This window comes from Streptomyces gilvus (genome assembly GCF_022513565.1).
Classification (GTDB): Bacteria; Actinomycetota; Actinomycetes; order Streptomycetales; family Streptomycetaceae; genus Streptomyces; species Streptomyces gilvus.
Genome location: NZ_JAKWBE010000001.1, coordinates 282,485 through 306,552, shown reverse-complemented (window position 1 = coordinate 306,552; position 24,068 = coordinate 282,485). Strand labels below are relative to the sequence as shown.

General features: G+C 71.4%; 20 protein-coding genes. 9 read left to right on the top strand and 11 right to left on the bottom strand.

Going from position 1 to position 24,068, the window contains the following annotated elements; translation table 11 throughout:
• Positions 1–66: 66 nt before the first annotated feature.
• From MKW14_RS01380 to MKW14_RS01350, 7 genes are all read right to left on the bottom strand, one after another.
• Positions 67–1,086 (bottom strand): ABC transporter permease, encoded by a 1,020-nt coding sequence (locus MKW14_RS01380; protein WP_240858235.1) that lies wholly within the window; start codon positions 1,084–1,086, stop codon positions 67–69.
• Positions 1,083–2,600: a sugar ABC transporter ATP-binding protein gene (locus MKW14_RS01375; protein WP_240858234.1), complete on the bottom strand. Its 1,518-nt coding sequence runs from the start codon at positions 2,598–2,600 to the stop codon at positions 1,083–1,085. The genes MKW14_RS01380 and MKW14_RS01375 overlap by 4 nt, the downstream gene beginning before the upstream one ends.
• Before the next feature lie 136 nt (positions 2,601–2,736).
• Positions 2,737–3,918, bottom strand: coding sequence for an ROK family transcriptional regulator (locus tag MKW14_RS01370; RefSeq protein WP_240858232.1), 1,182 nt, complete (start codon positions 3,916–3,918; stop codon positions 2,737–2,739).
• A gap of 209 nt (positions 3,919–4,127) precedes the next feature.
• On the bottom strand, positions 4,128–4,805 hold the full coding sequence (locus tag MKW14_RS01365) for a GntR family transcriptional regulator (RefSeq protein ID WP_240858231.1): 678 nt from the start codon (positions 4,803–4,805) through the stop codon (positions 4,128–4,130).
• Between the two features lie 143 nt (positions 4,806–4,948).
• Entirely contained in the window at positions 4,949–5,887 is a 939-nt protein-coding gene (locus MKW14_RS01360; protein ID WP_240858230.1) for a beta-ketoacyl-ACP synthase III, read from the bottom strand.
• Between the two features lie 152 nt (positions 5,888–6,039).
• Positions 6,040–6,177, bottom strand: a complete 138-nt coding sequence (locus MKW14_RS01355; protein ID WP_208781035.1) for an MFS transporter small subunit — start codon at positions 6,175–6,177, stop codon at positions 6,040–6,042.
• Positions 6,143–7,477, bottom strand: coding sequence for an OFA family MFS transporter (locus MKW14_RS01350; RefSeq protein ID WP_240858229.1), 1,335 nt, complete (start codon positions 7,475–7,477; stop codon positions 6,143–6,145). The genes MKW14_RS01355 and MKW14_RS01350 overlap by 35 nt, the downstream gene beginning before the upstream one ends.
• Before the next feature lie 265 nt (positions 7,478–7,742).
• Between MKW14_RS01350 and MKW14_RS01345 the strand changes: the two genes are divergently transcribed.
• The 5 genes from MKW14_RS01345 to fdhD are packed head-to-tail and all read left to right on the top strand — an operon-like array spanning position 7,743 to position 14,165.
• Positions 7,743–8,714 (top strand): 2-dehydropantoate 2-reductase, encoded by a 972-nt coding sequence (locus MKW14_RS01345; protein WP_240858228.1) that lies wholly within the window; start codon positions 7,743–7,745, stop codon positions 8,712–8,714.
• Positions 8,711–10,630 carry a molybdopterin oxidoreductase family protein gene (locus tag MKW14_RS01340; RefSeq protein WP_240858227.1) on the top strand — a complete coding sequence of 640 codons (1,920 nt, stop codon included), beginning with the start codon at positions 8,711–8,713 and terminating at the stop codon, positions 10,628–10,630. The genes MKW14_RS01345 and MKW14_RS01340 overlap by 4 nt, the downstream gene beginning before the upstream one ends.
• A 4-nt stretch (positions 10,631–10,634) precedes the next feature.
• On the top strand, positions 10,635–12,452 hold the full coding sequence (locus MKW14_RS01335; RefSeq protein ID WP_240858225.1) for an NADH-ubiquinone oxidoreductase-F iron-sulfur binding region domain-containing protein: 1,818 nt from the start codon (positions 10,635–10,637) through the stop codon (positions 12,450–12,452).
• Entirely contained in the window at positions 12,449–13,309 is an 861-nt protein-coding gene (locus tag MKW14_RS01330) for a 2Fe-2S iron-sulfur cluster-binding protein (protein WP_240858224.1), read from the top strand. Before MKW14_RS01335 ends, MKW14_RS01330 begins: the two co-directional genes overlap by 4 nt.
• Positions 13,310–13,316: 7 nt before the next feature.
• Positions 13,317–14,165 carry a formate dehydrogenase accessory sulfurtransferase FdhD gene (gene fdhD, locus MKW14_RS01325; protein ID WP_240858223.1) on the top strand — a complete coding sequence of 283 codons (849 nt, stop codon included), beginning with the start codon at positions 13,317–13,319 and terminating at the stop codon, positions 14,163–14,165.
• A 175-nt stretch (positions 14,166–14,340) separates the two neighbouring features.
• Here the strand turns inward: fdhD and MKW14_RS01320 are convergent, their stop codons facing one another.
• The gene (locus tag MKW14_RS01320; protein WP_240858222.1) at positions 14,341–14,868 is read right to left on the bottom strand and encodes an isochorismatase family protein; all 528 of its coding nucleotides are present in this window, start codon (positions 14,866–14,868) and stop codon (positions 14,341–14,343) included.
• A 19-nt stretch (positions 14,869–14,887) separates the two neighbouring features.
• On the bottom strand, positions 14,888–15,328 hold the full coding sequence (locus MKW14_RS01315; protein WP_240858221.1) for a MarR family winged helix-turn-helix transcriptional regulator: 441 nt from the start codon (positions 15,326–15,328) through the stop codon (positions 14,888–14,890).
• Between the two features lie 91 nt (positions 15,329–15,419).
• On the opposite strand from MKW14_RS01315, the gene MKW14_RS01310 reads away from it, so the two are divergent.
• Both MKW14_RS01310 and MKW14_RS01305 read left to right on the top strand, forming a co-directional pair.
• A complete protein-coding gene (locus MKW14_RS01310) occupies positions 15,420–16,337 on the top strand; it encodes a quinone oxidoreductase family protein (protein WP_240858219.1) in 918 nt (305 codons plus the stop codon).
• A 49-nt stretch (positions 16,338–16,386) separates the two neighbouring features.
• On the top strand, positions 16,387–17,598 hold the full coding sequence (locus MKW14_RS01305; RefSeq protein ID WP_240858218.1) for a DUF5005 domain-containing protein: 1,212 nt from the start codon (positions 16,387–16,389) through the stop codon (positions 17,596–17,598).
• On the opposite strand, the gene MKW14_RS01300 is transcribed toward MKW14_RS01305, so the two are convergent.
• Positions 17,534–18,598, bottom strand: a complete 1,065-nt coding sequence (locus MKW14_RS01300; RefSeq protein ID WP_240858217.1) for a bile acid:sodium symporter family protein — start codon at positions 18,596–18,598, stop codon at positions 17,534–17,536. The genes MKW14_RS01305 and MKW14_RS01300 overlap by 65 nt on opposite strands.
• Before the next feature lie 177 nt (positions 18,599–18,775).
• On the opposite strand from MKW14_RS01300, the gene MKW14_RS01295 reads away from it, so the two are divergent.
• Together MKW14_RS01295 and MKW14_RS01290 are read left to right on the top strand one after the other, a co-directional pair.
• Positions 18,776–19,648 carry a LysR substrate-binding domain-containing protein gene (locus tag MKW14_RS01295; protein ID WP_240858216.1) on the top strand — a complete coding sequence of 291 codons (873 nt, stop codon included), beginning with the start codon at positions 18,776–18,778 and terminating at the stop codon, positions 19,646–19,648.
• Positions 19,649–20,207: 559 nt separating this feature from the next.
• Positions 20,208–22,034 carry an AMP-dependent synthetase/ligase gene (locus tag MKW14_RS01290; protein WP_240858907.1) on the top strand — a complete coding sequence of 609 codons (1,827 nt, stop codon included), beginning with the start codon at positions 20,208–20,210 and terminating at the stop codon, positions 22,032–22,034.
• On the opposite strand, the gene MKW14_RS01285 is transcribed toward MKW14_RS01290, so the two are convergent.
• Entirely contained in the window at positions 22,035–24,065 is a 2,031-nt protein-coding gene (locus tag MKW14_RS01285) for a PQQ-dependent sugar dehydrogenase (RefSeq protein ID WP_240858215.1), read from the bottom strand. It abuts the gene before it with no gap.
• Positions 24,066–24,068 lie beyond the last annotated feature (3 nt).

The window sequence follows — 24,068 nt, the reverse complement described above, 5'->3', positions numbered from 1 at the left end:
GACATAGTACTGAAACCTTTCCTCAGACCTCAGACCTCAGACTCAGAACGTCAGAACCTCAGAACCTCAGGACGTGCTCGCGCCACGCCGCTGCACCAGCACCGCGGCGACGATGATCGCCCCCTTGGCGATCTGCTGGACGTCGCTCTGCAGGTTGTTCAGGGCGAAGATGTTGGTGATCGTCGTGAAGATCAGGACACCGAGCACCGAGCCGGTGATGGTCCCGCGTCCCCCGCTCAGCAGCGTTCCGCCGATGATCGCGGCCGCGATGGCGTCCAGCTCGTAGAGGTTGCCGTTGGTGTTCTGGCCGGAGCCGGACAGGACGATGAGCAGGAACGCGGCGATGCCGCAGCACAGCCCGGACAGCAGGTACAGGTACAGCCGCTGACGTCGGACGTCGATGCCGGCGAGCCGGGCGGCTTCCGCGTTGCCGCCGACGGCGACCGTGCGGCGTCCGAAGGTGGTGCGGTTCAGGATCAGCCAGCCGATGACCGTCACGACCGCGAAGACCAGGACCAGCGGCGGGACGCCGAGCACGTAGGAGTCGCGCTCGCCGAGCTTGAGGATGCCGTCGATGGTGACGATCTGGGTGCGGCCGTCGGTGATCTGCAGGGCCAGGCCGCGGGCCGAGGCGAGCATGGCGAGGGTGGCGATGAAGGGGACCATGTTGCCGTACGCGATGAGCAGGCCGTTCACCAGGCCGCAGCCCACGCCGACGATCACCGCCGTGAACAGGACCCCGGCGAAGCCGTAGTCCTGGGTGGCGACCGTCGTCGCCCACACCGACGCCAGGGCGACGATCGCGCCGACCGACAGGTCGATGCCGCCGGAGGTGATGACGAAGGTCATGCCGACGGTGACGACGCCGATGACGGAGGCCTGGGTGAGGACGAGCTGGAGGTTGCGGGTGTCGAGGAACTCGTCGGGCTTGGTGATGCCGCCGATCAGGACCAGGGCCGCGAGGACACCGAGGAGGGAGAGGGTGCGGACGTCGGCGCGGGCGAACAGGCCGCGCCAGACCGGGACTTGGCCGGTCGTCGGCACCTTGTCGGTGTTGTCCCGTGGCGGGGAGGCGTGCTGCGTCATGACGCCGGGCTTCCTTCCATGACGAGGTCGAGTACGCGGTGTTCGTCGAGCTCCCGGGCGGGGGCCGTGTGGACGACGTGTCCCTCGCGCAGCACCAGGACGCGGTCGGCGAGGCCGAGCACCTCGGGCACCTCGCTGGAGACCAGCAGGACGGCGAGGCCCTCGTCGGCCAGGCGCCGGACGACCGCGTACAGCTCTGCGCGGGCGCCGACGTCGACGCCCCGGGTCGGCTCGTCGAGCAGCAGGACACGGCAGCCGCGCAGCAGCCAGCGGGCCAGGACGGCCTTTTGCTGGTTGCCGCCGGAGAGGGTGCGCACGGGCACGGAGGGGTTGTCGGGCCGCAGCGACAGCTCGCGTGTCGCCGCCCGCGCCGCCCCCCGTTCGGCACCCCGGTCGATCCAGCCGGCGCGCGAGAAGCGGGACATGGAGGAGACGGAGACATTGCGGGTGACGGACTCCAGCATCAGCAGGGCCTGCGCCTTGCGTTCCTCGGGAGCGAGCCCGAGGCCGGCCCGGACCGCGGCGCGTACGCTCCCGGGCCGCAACACCCGTCCGTCCACCCGGACCTGACCGGCGGTGGGCCTGCGGGCGCCGTAGATCGTCTCCAGGATCTCCGAGCGTCCGGAGCCGACGAGTCCCGCGAGGCCGACGATCTCACCGGCCCGCACCTCGAGGTCCAGGGGCGCGAACTCCCCTTCCCGCGCGAGCCCTTGGACCTCCAGCACCGGGGCCGAGTCCGGCACAGGGGCGGGCCGCTCGGGGAAGACGTACTCGACGTTGCGGCCCGTCATCAGCGCGACCACCTCACGGGTCGGCGTCGACTTCGCGGGCAGCCCTCGGGCCACCGCACGTCCGTCCTTCAGCACGGTCACCCGGTCGCCGATGCGGCGGATCTCCTCCAGCCGGTGGGAGATGTGGACGACGGCGACTCCCTCGGCGGTCAGGTCGCCGACGATGCGGAAGAGGTTGTCGACCTCGTCGGGGTCGAGGGCGGCGGACGGCTCGTCCATCACGATGAGCCGTACGTCGTGGGAGAGCGCCCGGGCCATGGACACGATCTGCTGCTGGGCCGCCGACAGCTCCCCCACCAGCCGGGCCGGGTCGATCTCCGGGTGCCCGAGTCGCCTCAGCAGAGCGGCGGTCGACGCCTTCGCCGCCCGTGCCCGGACGACGAAACCGGCCGTCGTCGGCTCGTGGCCGAGGTGGACGTTCTCGGCGACCGACAGGTGCTCCACCAGGTCGAGTTCCTGGTAGATGGTGGCGATGCCGAGGCGCATGGCGGCGATGGGCGAGCGGAGGGTGACCGGTTCGCCGCGCCAGCCGATGGTGCCGGTGTCGGGCTGGTGGGCGCCGGACAGGACCTTGATCAGGGTGGACTTGCCGGCCCCGTTCTGGCCGAGCAGACAGTGCACCTCACCGGCCTGGACGTCGAGGTCGACGCCGTCGAGGGCCCGGACTCCGGGGAAGGACTTGGTGATGCCGGACATGCTGAGCAGCGGTGGTTCTGGTGCCATGCGGATCCCCTTGGCGGGCGTGCGGGCCGGTTGCAGGGTGTGGGCGGGCAGGCTCGGTCGGCGCGCCTGCGGACAGGTGGGTTCGGGGCACGGCGGAGCAGACCGCCGTACACGTGAGCCGTACTGGAGTGTGCGCTTACGCGGGTGAGAACAGATGGTCGCTGATGAGGCGGGCCGCGCCGATGACTCCGGCGTTCTGGCCCAACTCCCCGAGCACGATGGGCAGGTTGCCCGTCGCGAGCGGCAGCGACTGACGGTAGACCTGGGTGCGGATCGCGGCGAGCAGGGTGTGGCCGAGGCCGGTCACCCCGCCGCCGATCACCACCAGGCCCGGGTTGAAGAAGGAGACCAGGCCGGCGATGACCTGGCCGGTGCGGTTGCCGCCCTCGCGGATCAGATCGAGGGCGGTGGCGTCACCGGCGGCGGCCGCGGCGGCGACGTCCACCGCGGTGAGGGTGCCGTGCGCCGCGAGGCGCGAGGCGAGTTCCTCCGACAGCCCCTGCTCGGCCGCCTCCACGGCGTCCCGGGCGAGGGCCGCCCCGCTGAAGTGGGCTTCCAGACAGCCCCGGTTGCCGCAGGCGCACGGACGTCCGTCGGGCACGGCCTGGATGTGCCCGATGTCGCCCGCGCTGCCCGTCACCCCGCGGTGGACCTCACCGCCGACGACGATGCCGCAGCCGATGCCGGTGCCGATCTTGACGCAGAGGAAGTCGCCCACGGAGCGTGCGACGCCCGCGTGCATCTCCCCCATCGCCATGAGGTTCACGTCGTTGTCGACCATGACCGGGCAGCCGAGTTCCTGGCTGAGCGCCTCCCGTACGGGGAAGCCGTCCCAGCCCGGCATGATCGGCGGAGCCACCGGGACGCCCTCGGGGAAGCGGACCGGTCCCGGGACGCCGATGCCGGCGCCGTCGCACCCCTCCGCGAGCCCCGAGGCCCTCAACTTCGCGGCCATGGACAGGACTTGCTCGAAGACCGCGACCGGGCCCTCGCGGACGTCCATCGGCTGGTTGAGGTGGCCGAGGACCTCCAGCTCGGCGTTGGTGACGGCGACGTCGACCGAGGTCGCGCCGATGTCGACGCCGAGGAAGCGCAGTTCCGGATTGAGCCGGACGTTGTGGGAGCGGCGGCCGCCGCGCGAGGCGGCGAGTCCGTCGGCCACGACCAGGCCCGTCTCCAGCAGTCGGTCCACCTCCACGGCCAGTTTGGACCGTGAGAGGTCGACCTGATCGCCCAGCTGTGCACGGGAGTTGGGTCCCGCGTCGCGCAACAGCTTGAGCAGCTTGGCCTGATGGGCGTTCGCGGGTCGTGCCGTCATGCGTCTCACGAGCCCCTCCCCGCCTCAATCGGCCGCCAGTGTTCCGGCTTTCGAGGGGAACGTAGCAAGGAACACCCAACCTGAGAAGAAGCTGTGCGCGAATTCGCTACAACTTTCTCCACTCACAGGACAAAGAAGGATGTGATGTCAGGCCGGCGCGGCCCTTACGACCCGTGGAGTCAGGGCCGGTACGGCCTGCCCGCGCGGGGTCAGGACTCCTCGCGCTCGTGGTACGACCGCCGGGTGTGCTCCGTGTGGTCGCGCATCAGCCGGGTGGCCCGCTGTTCGTCCCGGTCCGAGATCGCGGCGATCAGCTCGCGGTGCTCGATCCAGGACTGCCGGCCGCGCTGGCGGGCGATCGGCGTGTAGTACCAGCGCACCCGGCGGTCGACCTGGGCGGCCAGTTCGGCGAGGACCGCGTTGCCGGCGAGATCCATGATCTTGGCGTGGAAGCGGGCGTTCATCGCCACCGCGCCGTCCACGTCGTCGGCGGCGACCGCCTTCTCGCCCTCGGCGCACAGCTCCTGAAGGACCGCGATGCCGGCGCTGCCCGCGTTGGCGGCGGCCAGCCGGGCGGCCTCGGCCTCCAGCAGCGTGCGGACGGTGAGCAGCTGGTCGGCCTCCTCCTCCGTCGGCTCGTGCACGAACGCGCCCTGGGCGGGCCGCAGATCGACCCAGCCCTCGGTGTTCAGGCGCTGCAGCGCCTCCCGCACCGGCTGCCGGGACACGCCGAGGTGACCGGCGAGTTCGCTCTCGACCAGGTGCTGGCCGGGCTGGAGGGCGCGGGTGGTGATGAGTTCGAGCAACGCCTCGTAGACGCGGTCGCGCAGCGGGCCGGGCCGTTCGAGCTTGGGCACCGCGCCCTGCGGCAGTCCTGTCGACAACATCGGTCGGTCCCCCTCCTGGGCAGCGCGGGGCAACTGCAGCCGGAAAGCCAGTATCGATTGTCTTTCGTCTACAGTCTACGGCGCACAACCGCCAGGGGGCCGGTGAGTCGACCTCGTCACACGGCTGTTCGGCGCCTCCGCGCTCACGGGCAGCGGACGACCTGTCCGGCGTACGACAGGTTCCCGCCGAAGCCGAAGAGCAGGACCGGGTCTCCGGTGGAGATCGCGCCCTGTTCGACCAGCTTGGACAGGGCGAGGGGGATGCTCGCCGCGGAGGTGTTCCCGGACTCGGTGACGTCCCGCGCGACGACGGCGTTCACGGCACCGATCTTCTCGGCGAGGGGCTCGATGATGCGCAGGTTGGCCTGGTGCAGGACGACCCCGGCGAGTTCCTCGGGGACGAGCCCGGCTCGTTCGCAGGCCTTGCGGGCGATGGACGGCAGCTGGGTGGTGGCCCAGCGGTAGACGCTCTGCCCCTCCTGCGCGAACCGGGCCGGCGTCCCCTCGATCCGTACCGCGTGCCCCATCTCGGGCACCGAGCCCCACAGCACCGGCCCGATCAGCGGACGGTCGGCGGCCTCGACCACGGCGGCCCCCGCCCCGTCGCCGACGAGCACACAGGTGGTGCGGTCGCTCCAGTCGGTCACGTCGGACATCTTGTCGGCGCCGATGACCAGGGCGCGCGCCGAGGCGCCGGCGCGCACCGCGTGGTCGGCGGTGGCCAGGGCGTGGGTGAACCCGGCGCAGACCACGTTGACGTCCATCGCGGCGGGCGAGGGGATGCCGAGCCGGGCGGCGACCCTGGCGGCCATGTTGGGCGAGCGGTCGACGGCGGTGGAGGTGGCGACGAGCACCAGGTCGATGTCGCCGGGCGTGAGGCCCGCCGCCGCGAGCGCCTTCGCGGCGGCGTGCGCGGCGAGTTCGTCGACCGGCTCGTCGGGCCCGGCGATGTGCCGGGTACGGATCCCCACCCGGGACCTGATCCACTCGTCGCTGGTGTCCACCATGCCCGCCAGGTCCTCGTTGGTGAGCACCTTGGCGGGCTGGTAGTGGCCGACGGCGGCGATGCGCGAGCCGTTCATGGGTGGATCCCCCTCGTGACTGCTTCGGGTAGCGGGATCCACCAGTCTGATCAGTGACCGACGAGTACGGCGGCAGCCGAGGCGACAGGAAACGGGCGTCCGGGTTGTGGGCTTCTGTCAGGCCCTCGGACGCCCGAACACCTGCCGAACAGTCACCCGGTGAACAGCTTCGTCGCCTTCTCCACGAGTTCGTAGACGCCGTAGACGAGCGGCGCGCCCACCCACAGCCAGGCGAAGGCGATCAGCGGGCGCCGGTCAGGCGGACTCTGGCTGCTGTCGTGCTCCGACATCGGCGGCCTTTCTCGGGGCGGGGACGTGGTGACGGGGGTCGACCGGCCGGACGAGTTCGTTGGCGACGAAGCCGACGACGAGCAGGCCGATCATGATGACGAAGGACACGGTGTAGAGGGACGAGCCGGTCTTGCCGGCGTCCTTCTGGTGGTCGGCGATCCAGTTGACGATCAGCGGTCCGAGCACACCGGCCGTGGACCAGGCGGTGAGCAGCCGGCCGTGGATCGCGCCGACCTGGTAGGCGCCGAAAAGGTCCTTGAGGTAGGCGGGGATGGTCGCGAAGCCGCCGCCGTAGAAGGAGAGGATGACCAGCGCGCACAGCACGAACAGCGGCTTGGAGGAGTCGCCGAACAGGGCGATGAGCGCGTACATCACGGCACCGACGCCCAGGTACACGCGGTAGATGTTCTTGCGGCCGATCAGGTCGGAGGTGGACGACCAGCCGATGCGGCCCGCCATGTTGGCGGCGGACAGCAAGGCGACGAAACCGGCGGCGGCGGACGCCGACACGGCGGCCGAGCTGTTCGCGAAGAAGTCCGTGATCATCGGGGCGGCCTTCTCCAGGATGCCGATGCCCGCCGTCACGTTCATGCACAGCACGAGCCACAGGCACCAGAACTGCGGGGTGCGCACCGCGCTCGCCGCCGAGACCTGCACGCCCTCGAAGGCGCTGGGCGCGCTCTCGACTGGCTTCTCCGTGCGCGGCACCCGCACCAGCAGCACACCGAGCGACATGAAGACGGCGTACGACAGCCCGAGCACCAGGAACGCCAGCGCGATTCCGGAGTTGTCGGTGCCGAAGGAGGACAGCATCTGCGCCGACCAGGGCGAGGCGATCAGCGCGCCGCCGCCGAAGCCCATGATGGCGATGCCGGTGGCCATGCCGGGCCGGTCCGGAAACCACTTGATCAATGTCGACACGGGTGAGATGTAGCCGATGCCGAGGCCGACGCCGCCGACCACGCCGTAGCCGAGGACGATCAGCCAGAACTGCTTGGTCTCCGCGCCGAGCGCGGACAGCAGCAGGCCGCAGGAGAAGCAGACCAGCGCCACGGTCATCGCCCAGCGCGGTCCTTTGCGCTCGACGAGGGTGCCGCCGAACGCGGCCGACAGACCGAGCATCACGATGGCGAACTGGAACGGCAGCGCGCTCTCGGTGCCGTCGAGGTTCAGCGCGGATTCGAGCGGCGGCTTGAAGACGCTCCAGGCGTAGGCCTGGCCGATGGAGAGATGGACGGAGAGGGCGGCCGGGGGGACGAGCCAGCGGCTCCAGCCGGGCGGCGCTACAGGGGGGCTCATGATCCCGAACCCTAGGAATCCGTACCGGAGTTGGGAAGGTACGGGAGGGCAATGCGTCGACGGTGTGCGATGAGCGGTATGCACGGGGCGACGAACGGTCGGCGGCGGACGACGAACGGTCGCCGGCCCTCCCGGCACCGGTGTCCCCGGTGCTGCGCGACGTCTTGTCCCCCCAACTTCCATACTGTAGACAATATTCGGTCGACACATTTCGACAGTGCGGCCCTCTCCTCGGTATCCCTCGACCGAACGGAGCTGTCTCGTCATGAAAGTCGCAGTCCTCGGCGCCGGTGCGATCGGCGCCTACGTCGGTGCCGCGCTCCACCGCGCCGGCGCCGACGTGCATCTCGTGGCCCGTGGGCCGAACCTGGCGGCCATGCGGCGGCACGGAGTACGGGTGCTCAGCCCGCGCGGGGACTTCACCGCGCACGCCCACGCCACCGACGACCCGGCCGAGATCGGCCCGGTCGACCATGTCTTCCTGGGTCTGAAGGCCACCTCGTACGCGGCGTGCGGGCCGCTCATCGAGCCCCTTCTGCACGACACCACCACGGTGGTCGCCGCCCAGAACGGCATCCCCTGGTGGTACTTCCACCGGCACGGCGGCCCCTACGACGGCCACCGCGTCGAGAGCGTGGACCCGGGCGGCGCGGTCAGTGCGGTGCTCGCGCCCGAACGGGCCGTCGGCTGTGTCGTCTACGCGGCCACCGAGCTCGAAGGACCAGGAGTCGTACGGCACTTGGAAGGCACCCGGTTCTCCGTCGGCGAGCCCGACCGCAGCGTGTCCAAACGCTGCCTCGACTTCAGCGAGGCCATGGTCGCCGGCGGCCTGAAGTGCCCTGTCGAACCCGACCTGCGCAACGACATCTGGCTCAAGCTGCTGGGCAACATCTCGTTCAACCCGATCAGCGCGCTGGCCCGGGCCACCATGCGGCAGATGTGCCGGCACGGCGGCACCCGCAAGGTCATCGAGACCATGATGGCCGAGACGCTCGCGGTCGCCGAGGCCCTCGGCTGCGAGGTCGGCGTCTCCATCGAACGCCGGCTGGCCGGCGCCGAACGCGTCGGCGACCACCGCACCTCCACGCTCCAGGACCTGGAGCGCGGCAAGCCGCTCGAACTCGACGTGCTCCTCGCCGCCGTCGTCGAGCTGGCGGAGATCACCGGTGTGGAGGTGCCGACCCTGCGCACCGTGCACGCCATCTCGGACCTGCTCGCGCTGAGGAGCGCCGCATGAGGAAGCGTCAGCCGAAGACCTACACCCGCCTCACCCACCCCCTGGTGCGGGACTCCCGTGACGAGCCGTTCCGGCGGGCGAGCTGGGAGGAGGCCCTGGACCGGGCGGCCCGCGGCCTGCAGGGCAACCGCGGCGTGTTCGGCATGTTCTCCTGCGCCCGCGCCACCAACGAGATGAACTACGTCGCGCAGAAGTTCGCCCGGGTCGTCATGGGCACCAACAACGTCGACTCCTGCAACCGGACCTGTCACGCCCCGAGCGTCGCCGGGCTATCCGCCGCTTTCGGCTCCGGCGGCGGGACGTCGTCGTACGAGGAGATCGAGCACACGGACGTCATCGTGATGTGGGGCTCCAACGCCCGCTTCGCGCACCCGATCTTCTTCCAGCACGTGCTGAAGGGCATCAGGAACGGCGCGCGGATGTACGCGGTCGATCCGCGCCGCACCTCCACCGCCGAGTGGGCGGAGAGCTGGCTCGGGCTGAACGTCGGCACGGACATCCCGATGGCGCACGCGATCGGCCGGGAGATCATCCACGCGGGCCTCGCCAACGAGGCGTTCATCGAGCGGGCGACGACCGGCTTCGAGGAGTACCGGGCGCTGGTCGAGCCGTGGACGCTGTCGCTCGCCGAGAAGGTGACGGGCGTACCGGCCCGCGCGATACGGGAGTTGGCGCACGCCTACGCCCGCGCCGAGCGCGCCCAGCTGTGCTGGACCCTCGGCATCACCGAGCACCACAACGGCACCGACAACGTCCGCGCGCTCATCAACCTCTCCCTGCTGACAGGCCAAGTGGGCCGCTACGGCGCCGGGTTGCAGCCGCTGCGCGGTCAGAACAACGTGCAGGGCGGCGGCGACATGGGCGCCATCCCCAACCGGCTGCCGGGGTTCCAGGACATCCTCGACGCGGACACGCGACTGAAGTTCGAGTCGGCGTGGGACACGGTCATCGAGCCCCACTACGGGCTGAACCTCACCGAGATGTTCGAGGCGATGGAGGAGGGCTCGCTGCGGGCCGTGTACTGCGTCGGGGAGAACCCGGCGCAGTCGGAGGCCGACAGCGAGCAGGCCGTACGGCGTCTGCGGCAGCTCGACTTCCTCCTCGTCCAGGACATCTTCCTGACCAAGACGGCCGAGCTCGCGGACGTCGTCCTGCCCGCCACGGCCGGCTGGGCGGAGACCGAGGGCACGACCACCAACAGCGAGCGGCGGGTCCAGCGGGTCCGGCGAGCGGTCACCCCGCCCGGCGAGGCCCGCGAGGACGTCGACATCATCTGCGAGCTGGCCGCACGCCTGGGCCACGACTGGAAGTACGCCGACTCGGAGGCCGTCTGGAACGAGCTGCGCTCCGTCTCCCCGGACCACTACGGGATGACGTACGAGCGTCTGGAGGAGCACCAGGGCATCCAGTGGCCGTGCCCGAGCACCGAGGAGCTCGAACCGACCTATCTGCACGGCCGGTTGTGGGAGAAGGATCCGGCCAGGCGTGGGATGCCGGCGCCCTTCGGGATCGTGCGGCACGATCCGCCGGTCGACCTCACCGACGAGGAGTACCCGATCCGGCTCACCACCGGGCGCCGTCTCGACTCCTACAACACCGGTGTGCAGAGCGGGGGCTACGCCTCCCCGCTGCGGCGCGGCGAGTACGTCGAACTGTCCCCGGAGGACGCCGAGCACTACGGGGTCGTGGTCGGCGAGGAGGTGCGGGTGTCCTCGCGGCGGGGTGCGGTGACGGCTCCCGTCTGGGTCGATCCGGCACTGCGCCCCGGGCTCGCGTTCATGACCATGCACTTTCCCGACGAGGTGGACACCAACCAGCTGACGATCGAGGCCAACTGCCCGATCGCCGGGACGGCGGAGTTCAAGGCGTCGGCGATCCGGATCGAGAAGCTCCCCGTCGCGACCATCGTGAGGTGACCTGATGGATCTGCACTTCGGCGACAGCAAGCCGACGGACGACGAACGGGCCGCCGTGGACGCCCTGTTGGGCCCTCCGGAGTCCTCCTGGGAGGGCGCCGACCGGTCCGACGCCGACCTCAGGTGGGCCCGCGGCGGCCGCGAGGCCCGGGACCGCCGCGACCTGCTGCTGCCGGGGCTGCACGCCCTCAACGACCGGATCGGCTGGATCAGCGAGGGCGGCCTCGACTACCTGTGCCGGCGGCTGACCGTGCCGCCGGCGGAGGCGTACGGGGTCGCCACCTTCTACGCGATGTTCTCGCTCCGGCCCCGCCCCGCGACCGTGCTCCACGTCTGCACGGACCTCGCGTGCACGGCGGCGGGCGCGGCCGACCTGTGCGCCGGGGTCGAGGCACGGCTCGGTCCCGGTGTCTGCGTGCAGCGCGGCCCCTGCCTCGGCCTGTGCGAACGCGCCCCGGCCGCACTCGCCGTCAGGGCGGGCGATCCGGTGCGTACGGCGGTGTCGGCGCCGGCGACCGTGCGGGAGGCCGTCCTCGCCGCGACCGCCCCCGACTCGGCGCCCGAGGAGCCGCCCGCGGCGACGGCGGCGCCGCAGGCCGGGGACCCGGAGCTCGTCCTGCTCGGCAGGGTGGGGGTGGTCGACCCGTCCTCCCTCGACGACTACCGCGCCCACGGCGGCTACACCGCCCTGCGCCGCGCCTTCGAGCTCGGTCCCGCCGGGGTGATCCGCGAGGTGACCGACTCCGGCCTGGTCGGGCGGGGCGGCGCCGCCTTCCCCACCGGCCGCAAGTGGCAGGCCACGGCGTCGCAGCCCGACCACCCCCACTACCTGGTCTGCAACGCCGACGAATCGGAGCCGGGCACCTTCAAGGACCGCGTGCTCCTGGAGGGCGACCCGTACGCGCTGGTGGAGGCCATGACGATCGCCGCGTACGCGACCGGCGCGCACCGGGGATACGTCTATCTGCGGGGCGAGTACCCGCGCGCCCTGCGCCGCCTTGAGCACGCGATCGCGCGGGCACGCGCGCGTGGCTTCCTCGGTGACGACGTCCTCGGCCAGGGCTACGCCTTCGACATCGAGATCCGGCGCGGTGCGGGCGCCTACATCTGCGGCGAGGAGACGGCCCTGTTCAACTCCATCGAGGGCTACCGGGGGGAACCGCGCTCCAAGCCGCCCTTCCCGGTGGAGAAGGGCCTGTTCGGCAAGCCGACGGTGGAGAACAACGTCGAGACGCTGGTCAACGTGCTGCCGATCCTGACCATGGGCGCCCCGGCCTACGCGGCGATCGGCACCGCGAAGTCCACCGGACCCAAGCTGTTCTGCGTCTGCGGCAGCGTGGAGCGGCCCGGCGTCTACGAGCTGCCGTTCGGCGCGACGCTGGGTGAGGTCCTGGAGCTGGCCGGGGTGCGTCCGGGCCTCAGGGCCGTCCTCCTGGGCGGAGCAGCGGGCGGTTTCGTACGGCCCGACGAACTGGACATCCCGCTCACCTTCGAAGGCACCCGGGAAGCAGGCACCACGCTCGGCTCGGGCGTCGTCATGGCCTTCGACGGCACCGTGCCGCTGCCCCGGCTGCTGCTGCGGATCGCCGAGTTCTTCCGGGACGAGTCCTGCGGGCAGTGCGTGCCGTGCCGGGTGGGGACGGTACGGCAGGAGGAGGCGCTGCACCGGATCGTGGAGCGCACGGGGGCGGCCGCGGCCGACGACATCGCACTGCTCAGGGAGGTCGGGCGCGCTCTGCGGGACGCCTCGATCTGCGGTCTGGGCCAGACCGCGTGGAACGCCGTGGAATCCGCCATCGACCGTCTGGGAGCGTACGAATGACCGTGACACCGCTGGGGATTCCGCGCCGGCTGCTGGAGTTCACCCTCGACGGCCAGGAGGTCCGGGTCCCGGAGGGCTCGACCGTCCTCGACGCGTGCCGGGCGGCCGGGAAGGACGTGCCGACCCTGTGCCAGGGCGACACCCTGCGGCCCAAGAACGCCTGCCGGGTGTGCGTGGTCGAGGTCGAGGGCTCCCGGACCCTGGTACCGGCCTGCTCACGCACGGCCGAGCCCGGGATGGTCGTGCGCACGGACACCGAGCGCGCCCGGCACAGCCGCAAGGTCGTCCTCGAACTGCTGGCCTCCTCGGTCGACCTGTCGACAACGCCGCGGGTCGCCGGATGGATCAAGGAGTACGAGGCGAAGCCGGACCGGTTCGGCCCCGAGGCGGCCCGCCTCGGCGAGGAACCGCGGGTCGACAACGATCTGTACGTGCGCGACTACGACAAGTGCATCCTGTGCTACAAGTGCGTCGACGCCTGCGGCGACCAGTGGCAGAACACCTTCGCGATCTCCGTCGCCGGCCGCGGCTTCGACGCCCGGATCGCCGTCGAGCAGGACGCCCCGCTGACCGACTCGGCCTGTGTGTACTGCGGGAACTGCGTCGAGGTGTGCCCGACGGGAGCGCTGTCGTTCAAGTCGGAGTTCGACATGCGTGCGGCGGGTACGTGGGACGAGACGAAACAGACGGAGACGACCACGGTGTGCGCGTACTGCGGAGTGGGCTGCAACCTCACGCTCCACGTGCAGGACAATGAGATCGTGAAGGTCACCTCGCCGCACGACAACCCGGTGACCCACGGCAATCTCTGCATCAAGGGCCGCTTCGGCTACCAGCACGTACAGAACCGGGACTGAGGCACACATGGGACGAGTCACGGAACGACGCAAGGTGATCCGCATCCGGGACGGGGCCGTCTCCTCGCGCCCCGACACCCTGGTCGCCGAGGAGCCGCTGGAGATCCGGCTGAACGGCAAACCGCTCGCGATCACCATGCGCACCCCGGGCGACGACTTCGCGCTGGCGGCGGGCTTCCTGGTCAGCGAGGGCGTGCTCGCCGAGCAGGCGGACCTGCAGAACATCGTGTACTGCGCGGGCGCCACGGTCGACGGCTCGAACACGTACAACGTGGTCGACGTGCGGACGGCGCCGGACGTGGCGATCCCCGACATCACCCTCGAACGGAACGTCTACACGACCTCGTCCTGCGGTCTGTGCGGCAAGGCGAGCCTCGACGCGGTGCGCACGACGGCCCGCTGGCCGATGTCCGACACTCCCCCGGTCCGCCTCGACCCCGAACTGCTCGCGGCCCTCCCCGACCGGCTCCGAGCGGCGCAGCGGGTCTTCGACCGGACCGGGGGTCTGCACGCGGCGGCCCTGTTCACCGAGGACGGCGAGCTGCTGGACGTGCGGGAGGACGTGGGCCGGCACAACGCGGTCGACAAGCTGGTCGGCCGCGCCCTGCAGAGCGGGAGCCTGCCCCTGTCCCGCACGGTCCTGCTCGTCTCCGGGCGGGCCTCCTTCGAGCTGGCGCAGAAGGCGGTCATGGCCGGGATCCCGGTGCTGGCCGCGGTGTCCGCGCCGTCCTCGCTGGCCGTCGACCTGGCCGCCGAGACCGGCCTGACGCTGGTGGGCTTCCTGCGGGGCAGCTCCATGAACGTGTACGCGGGCGAACACCGGCTCGCCCTGCGGACCGCGGCCGCCCAGGCCTGACCGGCTCCCCGCGACACGGCGGCGGGGCCCCACCCGGCGGGGAGCGCCCCCTGCGCCGCGGGGGCCCCGCCGACACTCTGCTCCGTTCGCCTCCGGGGCGCTTGGTGCCGTTGCCGTCTGCGAAGCCGGCTGTTCGGCATTTCAGGACCGCCCGGCAGTGAGCACCGGAGACGGGTCAGCCGGCGACGAACCGCACCTCCGCCGCCCGTACCACCGTCCCCAGTCTCGGGAAGTCCAGGCGTACCGACGCGTCGTGTTCGGCGGCCGTGAAGGCCGACATGGCATCCTCGACGAAGACCAGGTCGTAGCCGAGGTCGCCGGCCGCGCGGGCGGTGGACTCGACGCCGAGGTTGGTGGCGATCCCGCCGAGGACCAGGGTGGTGACGCCCCGCTCGCGCAGCACGGCGTCCAGGTCCGTGCCCTGGAAGGCGCCGATGGTGCGCTTCACGATCTCGACGTCGCCGTCCCCGGCCAGGTCCGCCACCAGGCCGCTGCCGGGCGGCTGTTCGGCGACGCCGGGACGTTCGACGCGGACCAGGACGACGGTCGCACCCGCCGAGCGGAAGACGGCCGCCAACTCCTCGGCGGTGGACAGGACTTCGGGGCCCTTGCGGGGCTCCAGGGGCAGCGCGACGATCCGGTCCATCAGATCGACCAGGACGAGGGCGCTGCGCGCGGGATCGAGGGCGAGGGGTGCGGTCATGACGGAACGTTATCCGCCGTCAGCCCTCCGTAGTACCGGAAATGCGGATCAACATCTTCATGAACCGGTCACGTTCGGCCGCCGAGAGCGGGGCGAGCAGTTCGTCGTTGGCGGCGCACGCCGCCGTCTCGCTGCGCGCCAGCGACCGCGCGCCCTCAGCGGTGAGAGACACCGCGTTCTTGCGGCGGTCCGCGGGATCCGGTTCGCGGACGACCAGCCCCGCCGCCTGGAGGTCGTTCAGGACGCCGACCAGGTCCTTCGGATCGAGCTGGACGCTCCGACCGAGGTCGGCCTGGGCGACCGGGGCGAGGTCACGGACGGCGGAGAGCACCACGTGGTGCCACATCTTCAACCCCTCCGCCGCCAGCGCCTCGGCCACCAGGGCGCGTCCACGGGCGGCCGCACGGCCGAGCAGCCAGCTGGGCAGGGAGCGGATCGCGGCGAGCGGGGTTTCGGACATGACGGCAGCCTAGCCAAAACTCGTTGGAGTTCCCCATGAATGCGCGATACCGTTGGGACTCCCAACGATTCCGCGCGATCCTGGAGGTGTGATGCGGCGCGTCCGCTACGAGTCCACCGGCGGCCCCCTGTTCGTGGAGGAGACCCCCGTCCCGGCGCCCGGCCCCGGTGAGCTCCTCGTCCGCTGCGAGGCCGTCGGCGTCACACTCCCGGTCGTCCGCAAGGTCACCGAGGCCGCCGAGCCCGTTCCGCTGGGCGGCGAGACAGCCGGGGAGGTGGTGGCGGCCGGCGAGGGCGTCACCCGCTTCGGCGCCGGAGACCGGGTGACCGGCCTGTGCTTCGGGCACGGCTACGCCGACTTCGCGCTGCTGCACGAGGCCATGGCCTCGCCCGTCCCGGACACCGGGTCCGTCGTCGACGCGGTCGCCCTGGTCCGCAGCGGCCTGGTCGCCCTCGGCGCCCTGGAGGCGGCCCGCCCCGAGCCGGGCGAGGCGGCCCTGGTCACGGCGGCGGCGAGCGGCGTCGGACACCTGGCCGTCCAGCTCGCGCGGCTGCGGGGCGCCGCGCGGGTGGTGGGCGCGGTGTCGGACCCGGGGAAGGCCGGTTTCGTACGGTCGCTCGGCGCCGACGAGGTGACCGTCTACGAGGCCGACGGCTGGGGCGAACCCGTCGACTACGTCCTGGACGCGGTGGGCGGCGAGCTGCTGACCCCGGCGATCGCGGCGCTGGCCCCGGGCGGGCGGCTGGTGGCGTACAGCTCGGGCGGCGGGACCGTGCGGGCGTTCGACCTGCTCGTGGGCGCCAAGTCCGTGATCGGCTTCCAGATGGCCCGGATCGCCCGCGGGAAGCCGGAGGTGTACGAGCGGTGGCGGCGGGAGCTGTGGTGGCTGCACGCGGAGGGCGCGGTGAAGCCCGTCGTGCACGGGGAGTTCGCGCTCGAGGACGCGGCGAAGGCGCACGCGGTGGTCGAGTCACGGGGCAATCTGGGCAAGGTGGTGCTGCGGCCCTGAAACCGAGGGCCCATGGACCGTGCCGTCGGCAGCCACTAACGTCCCCTGGGTGCCCGACGAGCGACGAGCACGACAGCGGACGGGAACCGGCCTCGGCCTGCTGCTGGCCCTGGTTCTCGGGGCCGTGCTGCTCACCGCCCTGCCCGACGACGACGGCCGGGAGGGCGGCGGGTGCGCGCCGCACACAGTCACCTCATGGTCGAAGGACGACCGGCTCACCGGTGAGTTCGCCCGCTACGGCGACGACGCCACCCGCACCGACGACTGGACCGGCGGCGACGGCACCCACTCGGTGCGGCTGCCCGACGGACGGGTGCTGTGGCTGTTCTCGGACACCTATCTCGGCCAGGTGCACGGCCCGCCCAACCCGGTCGGCGAGTCCTCCGCCTGGCGGGACACCGCCGCGCCCCTGGTGCGCAACTCGGCCGTGGTGATGGACGCGGGGGGCCGGCTGCGCGGCACGCTGCCCGCCCCGCTCTTCGCGGACCCCGCCCAGGACCAGTGGCGTTGGCCGGTCGCGGCCCGCGTGGAACCACGCTCCCCCGGATCGTCCGAGAAGGTCGTGCGGGTGCTGCTGTGGGTGCGCACGACCGGGCAGTCGCCGTGGATCTACGGCGTGCCGACCGCCACCGAGGTCGCCACGCTGTCACTGCCCGGCCTGCGGGTCGAGTCGCTGGCGAAGGTGCTCGACCAGAGCCTGGTCCCCGACCCCTCCCGCCGGATCCTGTTCGGCACGACCCTCGTCGAGCGGGGCGAGTGGACGTACGTGTTCGGCGGCGACGACGGCCGGGCCGCCTCCCGGCCGTCGTCCTCGGCGTACGTGGCCCGGGTGCCGAAGGGCCGGCTCGGGGAGGCGTCGGCCTGGCGGTACTGGGACGGGTCGGGCTGGGGCGCGGCGCCGAGACCGCTGGCAGGCGCGCAGGTCGGCAGCGCGTTCTCGGTCCTGCGCACGGGCGGTACGTACGTCCTGTTCACGATGGCCGCGGGCGCCGCCGGGCTGACCAGCGTGACCTCCTACTGGGCCTGCTCCCCCACCGGTCCCTGGCACGGCCCGGCGAAGGACTTCAGCCCCTCCCTGCCGGCGTCCGGGGTGGCCGCGTACAACCCGCAGGCGCACCCCGAACTGAGCCGCGACGGGCGGCTCGTGCTCAGCTACGACGTCAACTGGCTGGAGACGACCGGCGCCTCGGCGAGCATCAACGCGAACGTGTCCCTGTACCGACCGCGGTTCGTGACGGTCCGGCTGACCCGGACGCGGTGACCTCGCCCTCGGCACCCTCGCCCTCGGCGGCCTCGGGATCGTGCGAGCGGCGCTTGGCGATCACCGCGCACACCATCAGCTGCATCTGGTGGAAGAGCATCAACGGCAGCACCGCCAGCGAGGCGTGCGCCCCGAACAGCACGCTCGCCATGGGCAGTCCGGAGGCGAGGGACTTCTTGGAACCGGCGAACTGGATCGCGATGCGGTCCTCCCGGTCGAAGCGCAGCGCCCTGCCGCCGTACCAGGTGAGGGCCAGCATCACGGCGAGCAGCACCGCCTCGACGACCAGCAGGCCGCCCAGCCGGACGGGGCTGACCTGGTGCCAGATGCCCTGGACCATGCCCTCGCTGAACGCGGTGTAGACGACGAGCAGGATCGAGCCGCGGTCGACCAGGCCGAGCACCTTCTTGTGCCGGGCGACGAAGCCGCCGATCCAGCGCCGCAGCAGCTGCCCGGCGACGAACGGCACCAGCAGTTGCAGCACGATCTGGACGAGCGAGTCGGCCGAGAACCCGCCGGCGCTGCTGCCCAGCAGGGCGGCGGCCAGCAGCGGGGTGACGACGATGCCGACCAGGGAGGAGAAGGAGCCCGCGCAGATCGCGGCGGGCACGTTGCCGCGGGCGATCGACGTGAAGGCGATGGAGGACTGGATGGTCGAGGGGACCAGGGTGAGGAAGAGCAGGCCCTGGTAGAGCGGGTGGGTCAGCAGGACCGGGACCAGGCCGCGGGCGGCGAGACCGAGCAGCGGGAAGATCACGAACGTGCAGGCGAGGACCGTGCCGTGCAGCCGCCAGTGCCTGAGCCCGTCCAGCGCCTCACGGGTGGACAGCCGTGCGCCGTAGAGGAAGAAGAGGAAGGCGATCGCGGCCGTGGAGGCGCCCGAGGCCACGTCGGCCCCCGTCCCGCGCGCCGGCACCAGGGCCGCGAGGCCCACCGTCCCGAGCAGCAGCAGGATGTACGGGTCGATCGGCAGCCAACTCGGCCATCGCAGGCGTTTCACGGTGCTCCACTTGCTTGTCGTTGCTTGTCGTTGCTTGCCGCTGTTACGAGGTTCTGGTGCTCTGTCCGGGGCACGGAGTACCCCCCGTTCATCGTCCTCCTCCTCCGGCCGATCGGGAATCCGTCATACCGCTCTGACTGTCATCGCCGATCGCGATGACCGGCTACCGTTGTGCCCATGTACGACCCCTCCCACCTGCGTACCTTCCTGGCGGTCGCGCAGACCCTGAGTTTCACGCAGGCCGCGCGCCGGCTCGGGCTGCGGCAGTCGACGGTGAGCCAGCACGTACGGCGGCTCGAGGACGCGACCGGGCGGCAGCTGTTCTCGCGCGACACGCACTCCGTGGAGCTGACGGAGGACGGCGAGGCGATGCTGGGCTTCGCCCGGCGGATCCTGGAGGTCCACGAGCAGGCGACGGCCTTCTTCACCGGGACCCGGCTGCGCGGCCGGCTCCGCTTCGGCGCCTCGGAGGACTTCGTCCTGACCCGGCTCCCGGAGATCCTGGAGGGCTTCCGGCACGACCACCCCGAGGTGGACCTGGAGCTGACCGTCGAGCTCTCGGGCACCCTCCACGAGCAGCTGGAGGCGGGCCGGCTCGACCTGGTCCTCGCCAAGCGCCGCCCCGAGGACCCGCGCGGTGAGCTGGTCTGGCACGACGAGCTGGTGTGGATCGGCGCGGAACGGCTCCGCCTCGACCCGGACCGCCCGGTGCCGCTGATCGTCTTCCCGCCGCCGGGCATCACCCGGGCGGTCGCCTTCGAGTCCCTGGAGCGTCAGGGCCGGCCCTGGCGCATCGCCTGCACCAGCGGCAGTCTGAGCGCCCTGATCGCGGCGGCCCGCGCGGGCCTCGGCGTCATGGCCCACTCCCGCGGCCTCGTCCCCCCGGGCCTGGTCCGGCTCCCCGACCGCTTCGGCCTCCCGGAACTGGGCCGGGTGGACTTCGTCCTGATGCACGGCCGCCACCGGGGCCCGTCCCAGAGCGCGGCGGACGCCCTGGCGGCAACGATCCTGGCGGGCGGCGACCGCCTGCAGCGCCGCCGGAGCGCGTAGGCGCTCCGCTGGGGAGGCTGGAAGTACCGTGCGGGGGCGCGACTGGACTGCCCGGAGCGGAAGGTGCCCGGGCTGTCGCACGCGGGCGGCTGGTCGAGCCTCATGACGGGCCCCGCTCGCTGTTGCGGCGGCGGGCTCGCAGGGCGGCCGGGGCGCTGCGCGGAGCCTTCCCGGAGCCGTGCCGCGCTCGGCGTTCGCCGCGGGACTGAAGGTGGTCGTCCTGGTCCGGGCCCCTCGTCCGGGCCGTGGCGGGGTGACGAATTCCGGCCCGGCGGCGCTGAGGGAAGAGGCGGTGGCGTACCGCGGATGACGCCATTGACCTGCGGTCAAAGGCCGTAGGCAGGTCGTACAGATTCAGTGGAGATTACGGGCCCGAAACTTACTCAACCGTCAGTTTTCTGTCCGACCCTTCCTGATGTGAGCTATTTTCCGGCCGGTGACCGGGGCGTACGTGAGGGTTGTTCGGATTCGGCGCCCCTCCCGCCCCGCCCCCGGGTGGGGTAGCTTTCACGGCGCTTGCGAAGTCTCGAACACGGCGCCGAGGGAGCGGGGAGTGGGTTTGCGCGAGTTCACCAACCCTCCGTTGGCGTTGGCACCCCCGGTAGGGGGTCTGGCCGACGTCGTCTTCGAGCGTGCCCGGCAGGACCCGCTGCACATCGCGCTCGGCCGCAAGGACGATCAGGGGCGGTGGCGCGACGTGACCTCGGCGGAGTTCCGGGACGAGGTCCTGGCGCTCGCCAAGGGGCTGCTCGCCCGGGGCATCCGGTTCGGCGACCGCGTCGCGATCATGTCACGCACCCGCTACGAGTGGACGCTGTTCGACTTCGCGCTGTGGACGATCGGCGCCCAGGTGGTGCCGGTCTACCCCACGTCCTCCGCCGAGCAGTGCTTCTGGATGCTGTACGACTCCGAGTGCTCGGCGGCGATCGTGGAGCACGAGGACCACGCGATGACGATCGCCACCGTCATCGACCGGCTGCCGCGGCTGCACCAGCTGTGGCAGCTGGACACCGACGCCGTGCAGGAGCTGTACGACGCGGGCGCGCACATCGAGGACGACGTGGTGCACCGCCACCGGCAGGCCGTCACCCCCGAGTCGACCGCGACGATCATCTACACCTCCGGCACCACCGGCCGCCCCAAGGGCTGTGTGATCACCCACGGCAACTTCATGTACGAGGCGGACACCGTGGTCGAGCGGTGGGAGCCGGTGTTCCACTCCAAGAAGGGCGACGAGGCGGCCACGCTGCTCTTCCTGCCGCTCGCGCACGTCTTCGGCCGCATGGTCGAGGTCGCGGCGATCCGCGGCGGGGTCCGCTTCGGCCACCAGCCGCAGCTCAACGCCGCCGCCCTGCTGCCGGACCTGCAGGCGTTCAAGCCGACCTTCATCCTCGCGGTGCCGTACATCTTCGAGAAGGTGTTCAACTCGGCCCGGCGCAAGGCGGAGAAGGAGGGCAAGGCGGGGCCGTTCGAGAAGGCGGTCGACATCGCGGTGAAGTACGCCGACGCCGTCGAGGCGAAGGCCTGGGGCATCGGACCGGGCCCCTCGGCGGGCCTGAGGATGCAGCACCAGCTCTTCGACAAGCTCGTCTACTCCAAGGTGCGGGCCGCGATGGGCGGCCGCATCCGCAACGCCATGTCCGGCGGTTCGGCGATGGACCGGCGGCTCGGTCTGTTCTTCGCGGGCGCGGGCGTGCCGGTCTACGAGGGCTACGGCCTGACCGAGTCGACGGCCGCCGCGACCGCCAACCCGCCCGACCGCACCCGCTACGGCACGGTCGGCCAGCCCATCCCCGGCATGACGGTGCACATCGCGGACGACGGCGAGATCTGGCTGCACGGCGCGAACGTCTTCCAGGGCTACCTCAACAACCAGAAGGCCACCGACGAGACCCTGCACGACGGCTGGCTCGCCACCGGCGACCTGGGCTCCCTCGACGACGACGGCTATCTCACCATCACCGGCCGCAAGAAGGAGATCCTGGTGACCTCCGGCGGCAAGAGCGTCTCCCCCGGGGTGCTGGAGGAGCGGGTGCGCGACCATCCGCTGGTCAGCCAGTGCATCGTCGTCGGCAACGACCGGCCGTACATCGCCGCGCTCGTCACCCTCGACCACGAGGCAGTGGAGCACTGGCTGACGATGCGCGGCAAACCGCAGATGCCGCCGCAGCAACTGGTGCGCGACCCGGACCTGGAGACCGAGGTGCGCCGGGCGGTGGTCGCCGCCAACACCCTGGTCTCACAGGCCGAGTCGATCCGCACGTTCCGTATCCTGGCCCAGCCCTTCACCGAGGAGCACGGTCTGCTGACCCCCTCGCTGAAGCTGAAGCGCAAGGCCATCGAGAACGCCTACGCCAACGAGGTCGAGGCGCTCTACCAGGCGTGACTAGCTGATGTTCACCCGGAAGATCTTGTCCGATCCGTCGGGCTGGTTGCCGTTGTTGTCGCAGTTGGTGGTCGACAGCCACAGCTGGTCGGCGCCGGGAACCTTGGTGACCGTCCGCAGCCGGCCGTAGGTGCCCACGTAGTACGCGGTCGGCGTGCCCACGCTCTCGTTGTCGCCGTTGATCGGGATGCGCCACAGCCGTTCGCCGCGCAGGGACGCCATGTAGACGACGTTGCGCACGATGGCGATACCGCTCGGGGACGCCTCCGAGACGTTCCAGGTGGCCTTGGGGTTGGTCATCCCGGCCACGCTGCAGGTGCCCTCACAGGTCGGCCAGCCGTAGTTGGCGCCCGGCTTGATCAGGTTCAGCTCGTCCTTGGAGCTGTTGCCGAACTCCGCCTCCCACAACCGGCCGTTGCGGTCGAAGGCGAGGCCCTGCGGGTTGCGGTGGCCGAGGCTGTAGACGTAGGTGCCGAACGGGTTGCCGGGGGCCGGTTTGCCGTCGGTCGTCATGCGCAGGATCTTGCCGTTGAGGGAGTTCTTGTCCTGCGCCAGGTCGGGCGTCTGGGCCTCGCCGGTGGAGACGTAGAGGTAGCCGTCGGGGCCGAACAGGAGCCGTCCGCCGTTGTGGTAACGGTTCTTCTTGATGCCCTGGAGCAGGATCTTGTAGTCGCTGAGCTGGGTGCCGTCGTACGTCATGCGCACGACCCGGTTGCCCTCGGAGGCGGTGTGCATGAAGTAGACGTAGTGGTTGGTGTCCCACTTGGGGTCGACGGCGACGCCGAGCAGTCCGCCCTCGCCGTTGGTGGTGACGGCGTTCGGGACGGTGCCGACCTGCGTCCTGGCGCCGTCCTTGGTGACCTTCCAGACCTTGAAGTCGTCCCGTTCGGTGACCAGGGCGGTCTTGCCGTCGGGCATCCAGTAGGTGCCCCAGGGGATGGTCCAGCCGCTGGAGAGCGTGGCGATGGAGGAGGGGACGCCGCCGTCGGTGGCGCACGCCTTCGTGGTGAAGGTGACGGTGTTGCTCGCCTCGGAGACGTTGCCGGCCGCGTCCCGGGCGACGACGTTCAGGCTGTAGGGGCTGTTGCAGGCGAGCCCGGTGAGCGTGGTCGAGGTGCCGCTGGTGACCGTGTCGTAGACGGTGGTGTCGCTGCGCACGTCGTAGGCGACGACCGCCTTGTCGTCGGTCGAGGCGCCCCACTTGAGGTCGGCGCTGTTGGCGGTGACGTTGCTCGCGGACAGGGTGCCCGGCTTGCTCGGCGGGGTGGTGTCGGAGCTGGGCCTGGTGGTGCAGTCGACGACCGGGCTGGCGGACGAGGTGTTGCCGGCCGCGTCACGGGCGATCACCGTGAGGTTGTAGTCGGTGTTCGGGGTGAGCCCGGTCAACGCCTTGGAGGTCGAACTCCCCGGCGCCTCACTGATCTTGTTGCCGTGCTCGTAGATGTCGTACGCGCTCACTCCCACGTTGTCCGTGGACGCGCCCCAGGCCAGGGTCAGCGCGTCCTCGCCGATGTCCGAGCAGCTGGGCTGTCCGGGGCGGGTCGGGGCCTGGGTGTCGGCGGCCGCGTCGAGGCTGACGCGGTCGAGGTTGGGGCCGCCGTTGGCGGTGGTGGCGGTGGCCCGGATCTTGTCGGTGCCCGCGGTCAGCGGGAGGTCGACGGTCTTGGTGACCCAGGTGTTCCAGTCGGCGGTGGCCGGGAAGGACACCCCGGAGGCGACGACCGTGCCGTTGACGGAGATGTCCATCGGCCGGTCGGTGGAGGTCCCGTTGGCGTAGCGCAGGGTGAGGGCGGAGGTGCCGGCCGAGGCCGCGCTCACCGTGAACTCCACGTAGGAGCCCTTGACGTTGGTGTAGTCGACGAAGCCGGTGCCGGTGTACCCGGTGTGGTTGGTGGCGACGGCGCCCTGGGAGATCGTCGCGTCCTCGGCCTGGTAGTCGGTGGCGGCCAGCGCTGTGCCCTGGCCGAGACCGGCGAGCGGCAGCGCCAGGGCCGCCGCGACGCCGTACGGCAGAACTCTTGTGATGTTCACGGA

What these genes read in the sequence shown, in the direction of transcription:
- MKW14_RS01340 (WP_240858227.1), top strand. Translation starts at nt 8,711, where the DNA reads ATGAGGAAGCGTCAGCCGAAGACCTACACCCGCCTCACCCACCCCCTG.
- MKW14_RS01360 (WP_240858230.1), bottom strand. Translation starts at nt 5,887, where the DNA reads ATGAACGGCTCGCGCATCGCCGCCGTCGGCCACTACCAGCCCGCCAAG.
- MKW14_RS01320 (WP_240858222.1), bottom strand. Translation starts at nt 14,868, where the DNA reads ATGACCGCACCCCTCGCCCTCGATCCCGCGCGCAGCGCCCTCGTCCTG.
- MKW14_RS01335 (WP_240858225.1), top strand. Translation starts at nt 10,635, where the DNA reads ATGGATCTGCACTTCGGCGACAGCAAGCCGACGGACGACGAACGGGCC.
- fdhD (WP_240858223.1), top strand. Translation starts at nt 13,317, where the DNA reads ATGGGACGAGTCACGGAACGACGCAAGGTGATCCGCATCCGGGACGGG.
- MKW14_RS01375 (WP_240858234.1), bottom strand. Translation starts at nt 2,600, where the DNA reads ATGGCACCAGAACCACCGCTGCTCAGCATGTCCGGCATCACCAAGTCC.
- MKW14_RS01365 (WP_240858231.1), bottom strand. Translation starts at nt 4,805, where the DNA reads ATGTTGTCGACAGGACTGCCGCAGGGCGCGGTGCCCAAGCTCGAACGG.
- MKW14_RS01310 (WP_240858219.1), top strand. Translation starts at nt 15,420, where the DNA reads ATGCGGCGCGTCCGCTACGAGTCCACCGGCGGCCCCCTGTTCGTGGAG.
- MKW14_RS01350 (WP_240858229.1), bottom strand. Translation starts at nt 7,477, where the DNA reads ATGAGCCCCCCTGTAGCGCCGCCCGGCTGGAGCCGCTGGCTCGTCCCC.
- MKW14_RS01355 (WP_208781035.1), bottom strand. Translation starts at nt 6,177, where the DNA reads ATGTCGGAGCACGACAGCAGCCAGAGTCCGCCTGACCGGCGCCCGCTG.
- MKW14_RS01345 (WP_240858228.1), top strand. Translation starts at nt 7,743, where the DNA reads ATGAAAGTCGCAGTCCTCGGCGCCGGTGCGATCGGCGCCTACGTCGGT.
- MKW14_RS01295 (WP_240858216.1), top strand. Translation starts at nt 18,776, where the DNA reads ATGTACGACCCCTCCCACCTGCGTACCTTCCTGGCGGTCGCGCAGACC.
- MKW14_RS01315 (WP_240858221.1), bottom strand. Translation starts at nt 15,328, where the DNA reads ATGTCCGAAACCCCGCTCGCCGCGATCCGCTCCCTGCCCAGCTGGCTG.
- MKW14_RS01380 (WP_240858235.1), bottom strand. Translation starts at nt 1,086, where the DNA reads ATGACGCAGCACGCCTCCCCGCCACGGGACAACACCGACAAGGTGCCG.
- MKW14_RS01370 (WP_240858232.1), bottom strand. Translation starts at nt 3,918, where the DNA reads ATGACGGCACGACCCGCGAACGCCCATCAGGCCAAGCTGCTCAAGCTG.
- MKW14_RS01330 (WP_240858224.1), top strand. Translation starts at nt 12,449, where the DNA reads ATGACCGTGACACCGCTGGGGATTCCGCGCCGGCTGCTGGAGTTCACC.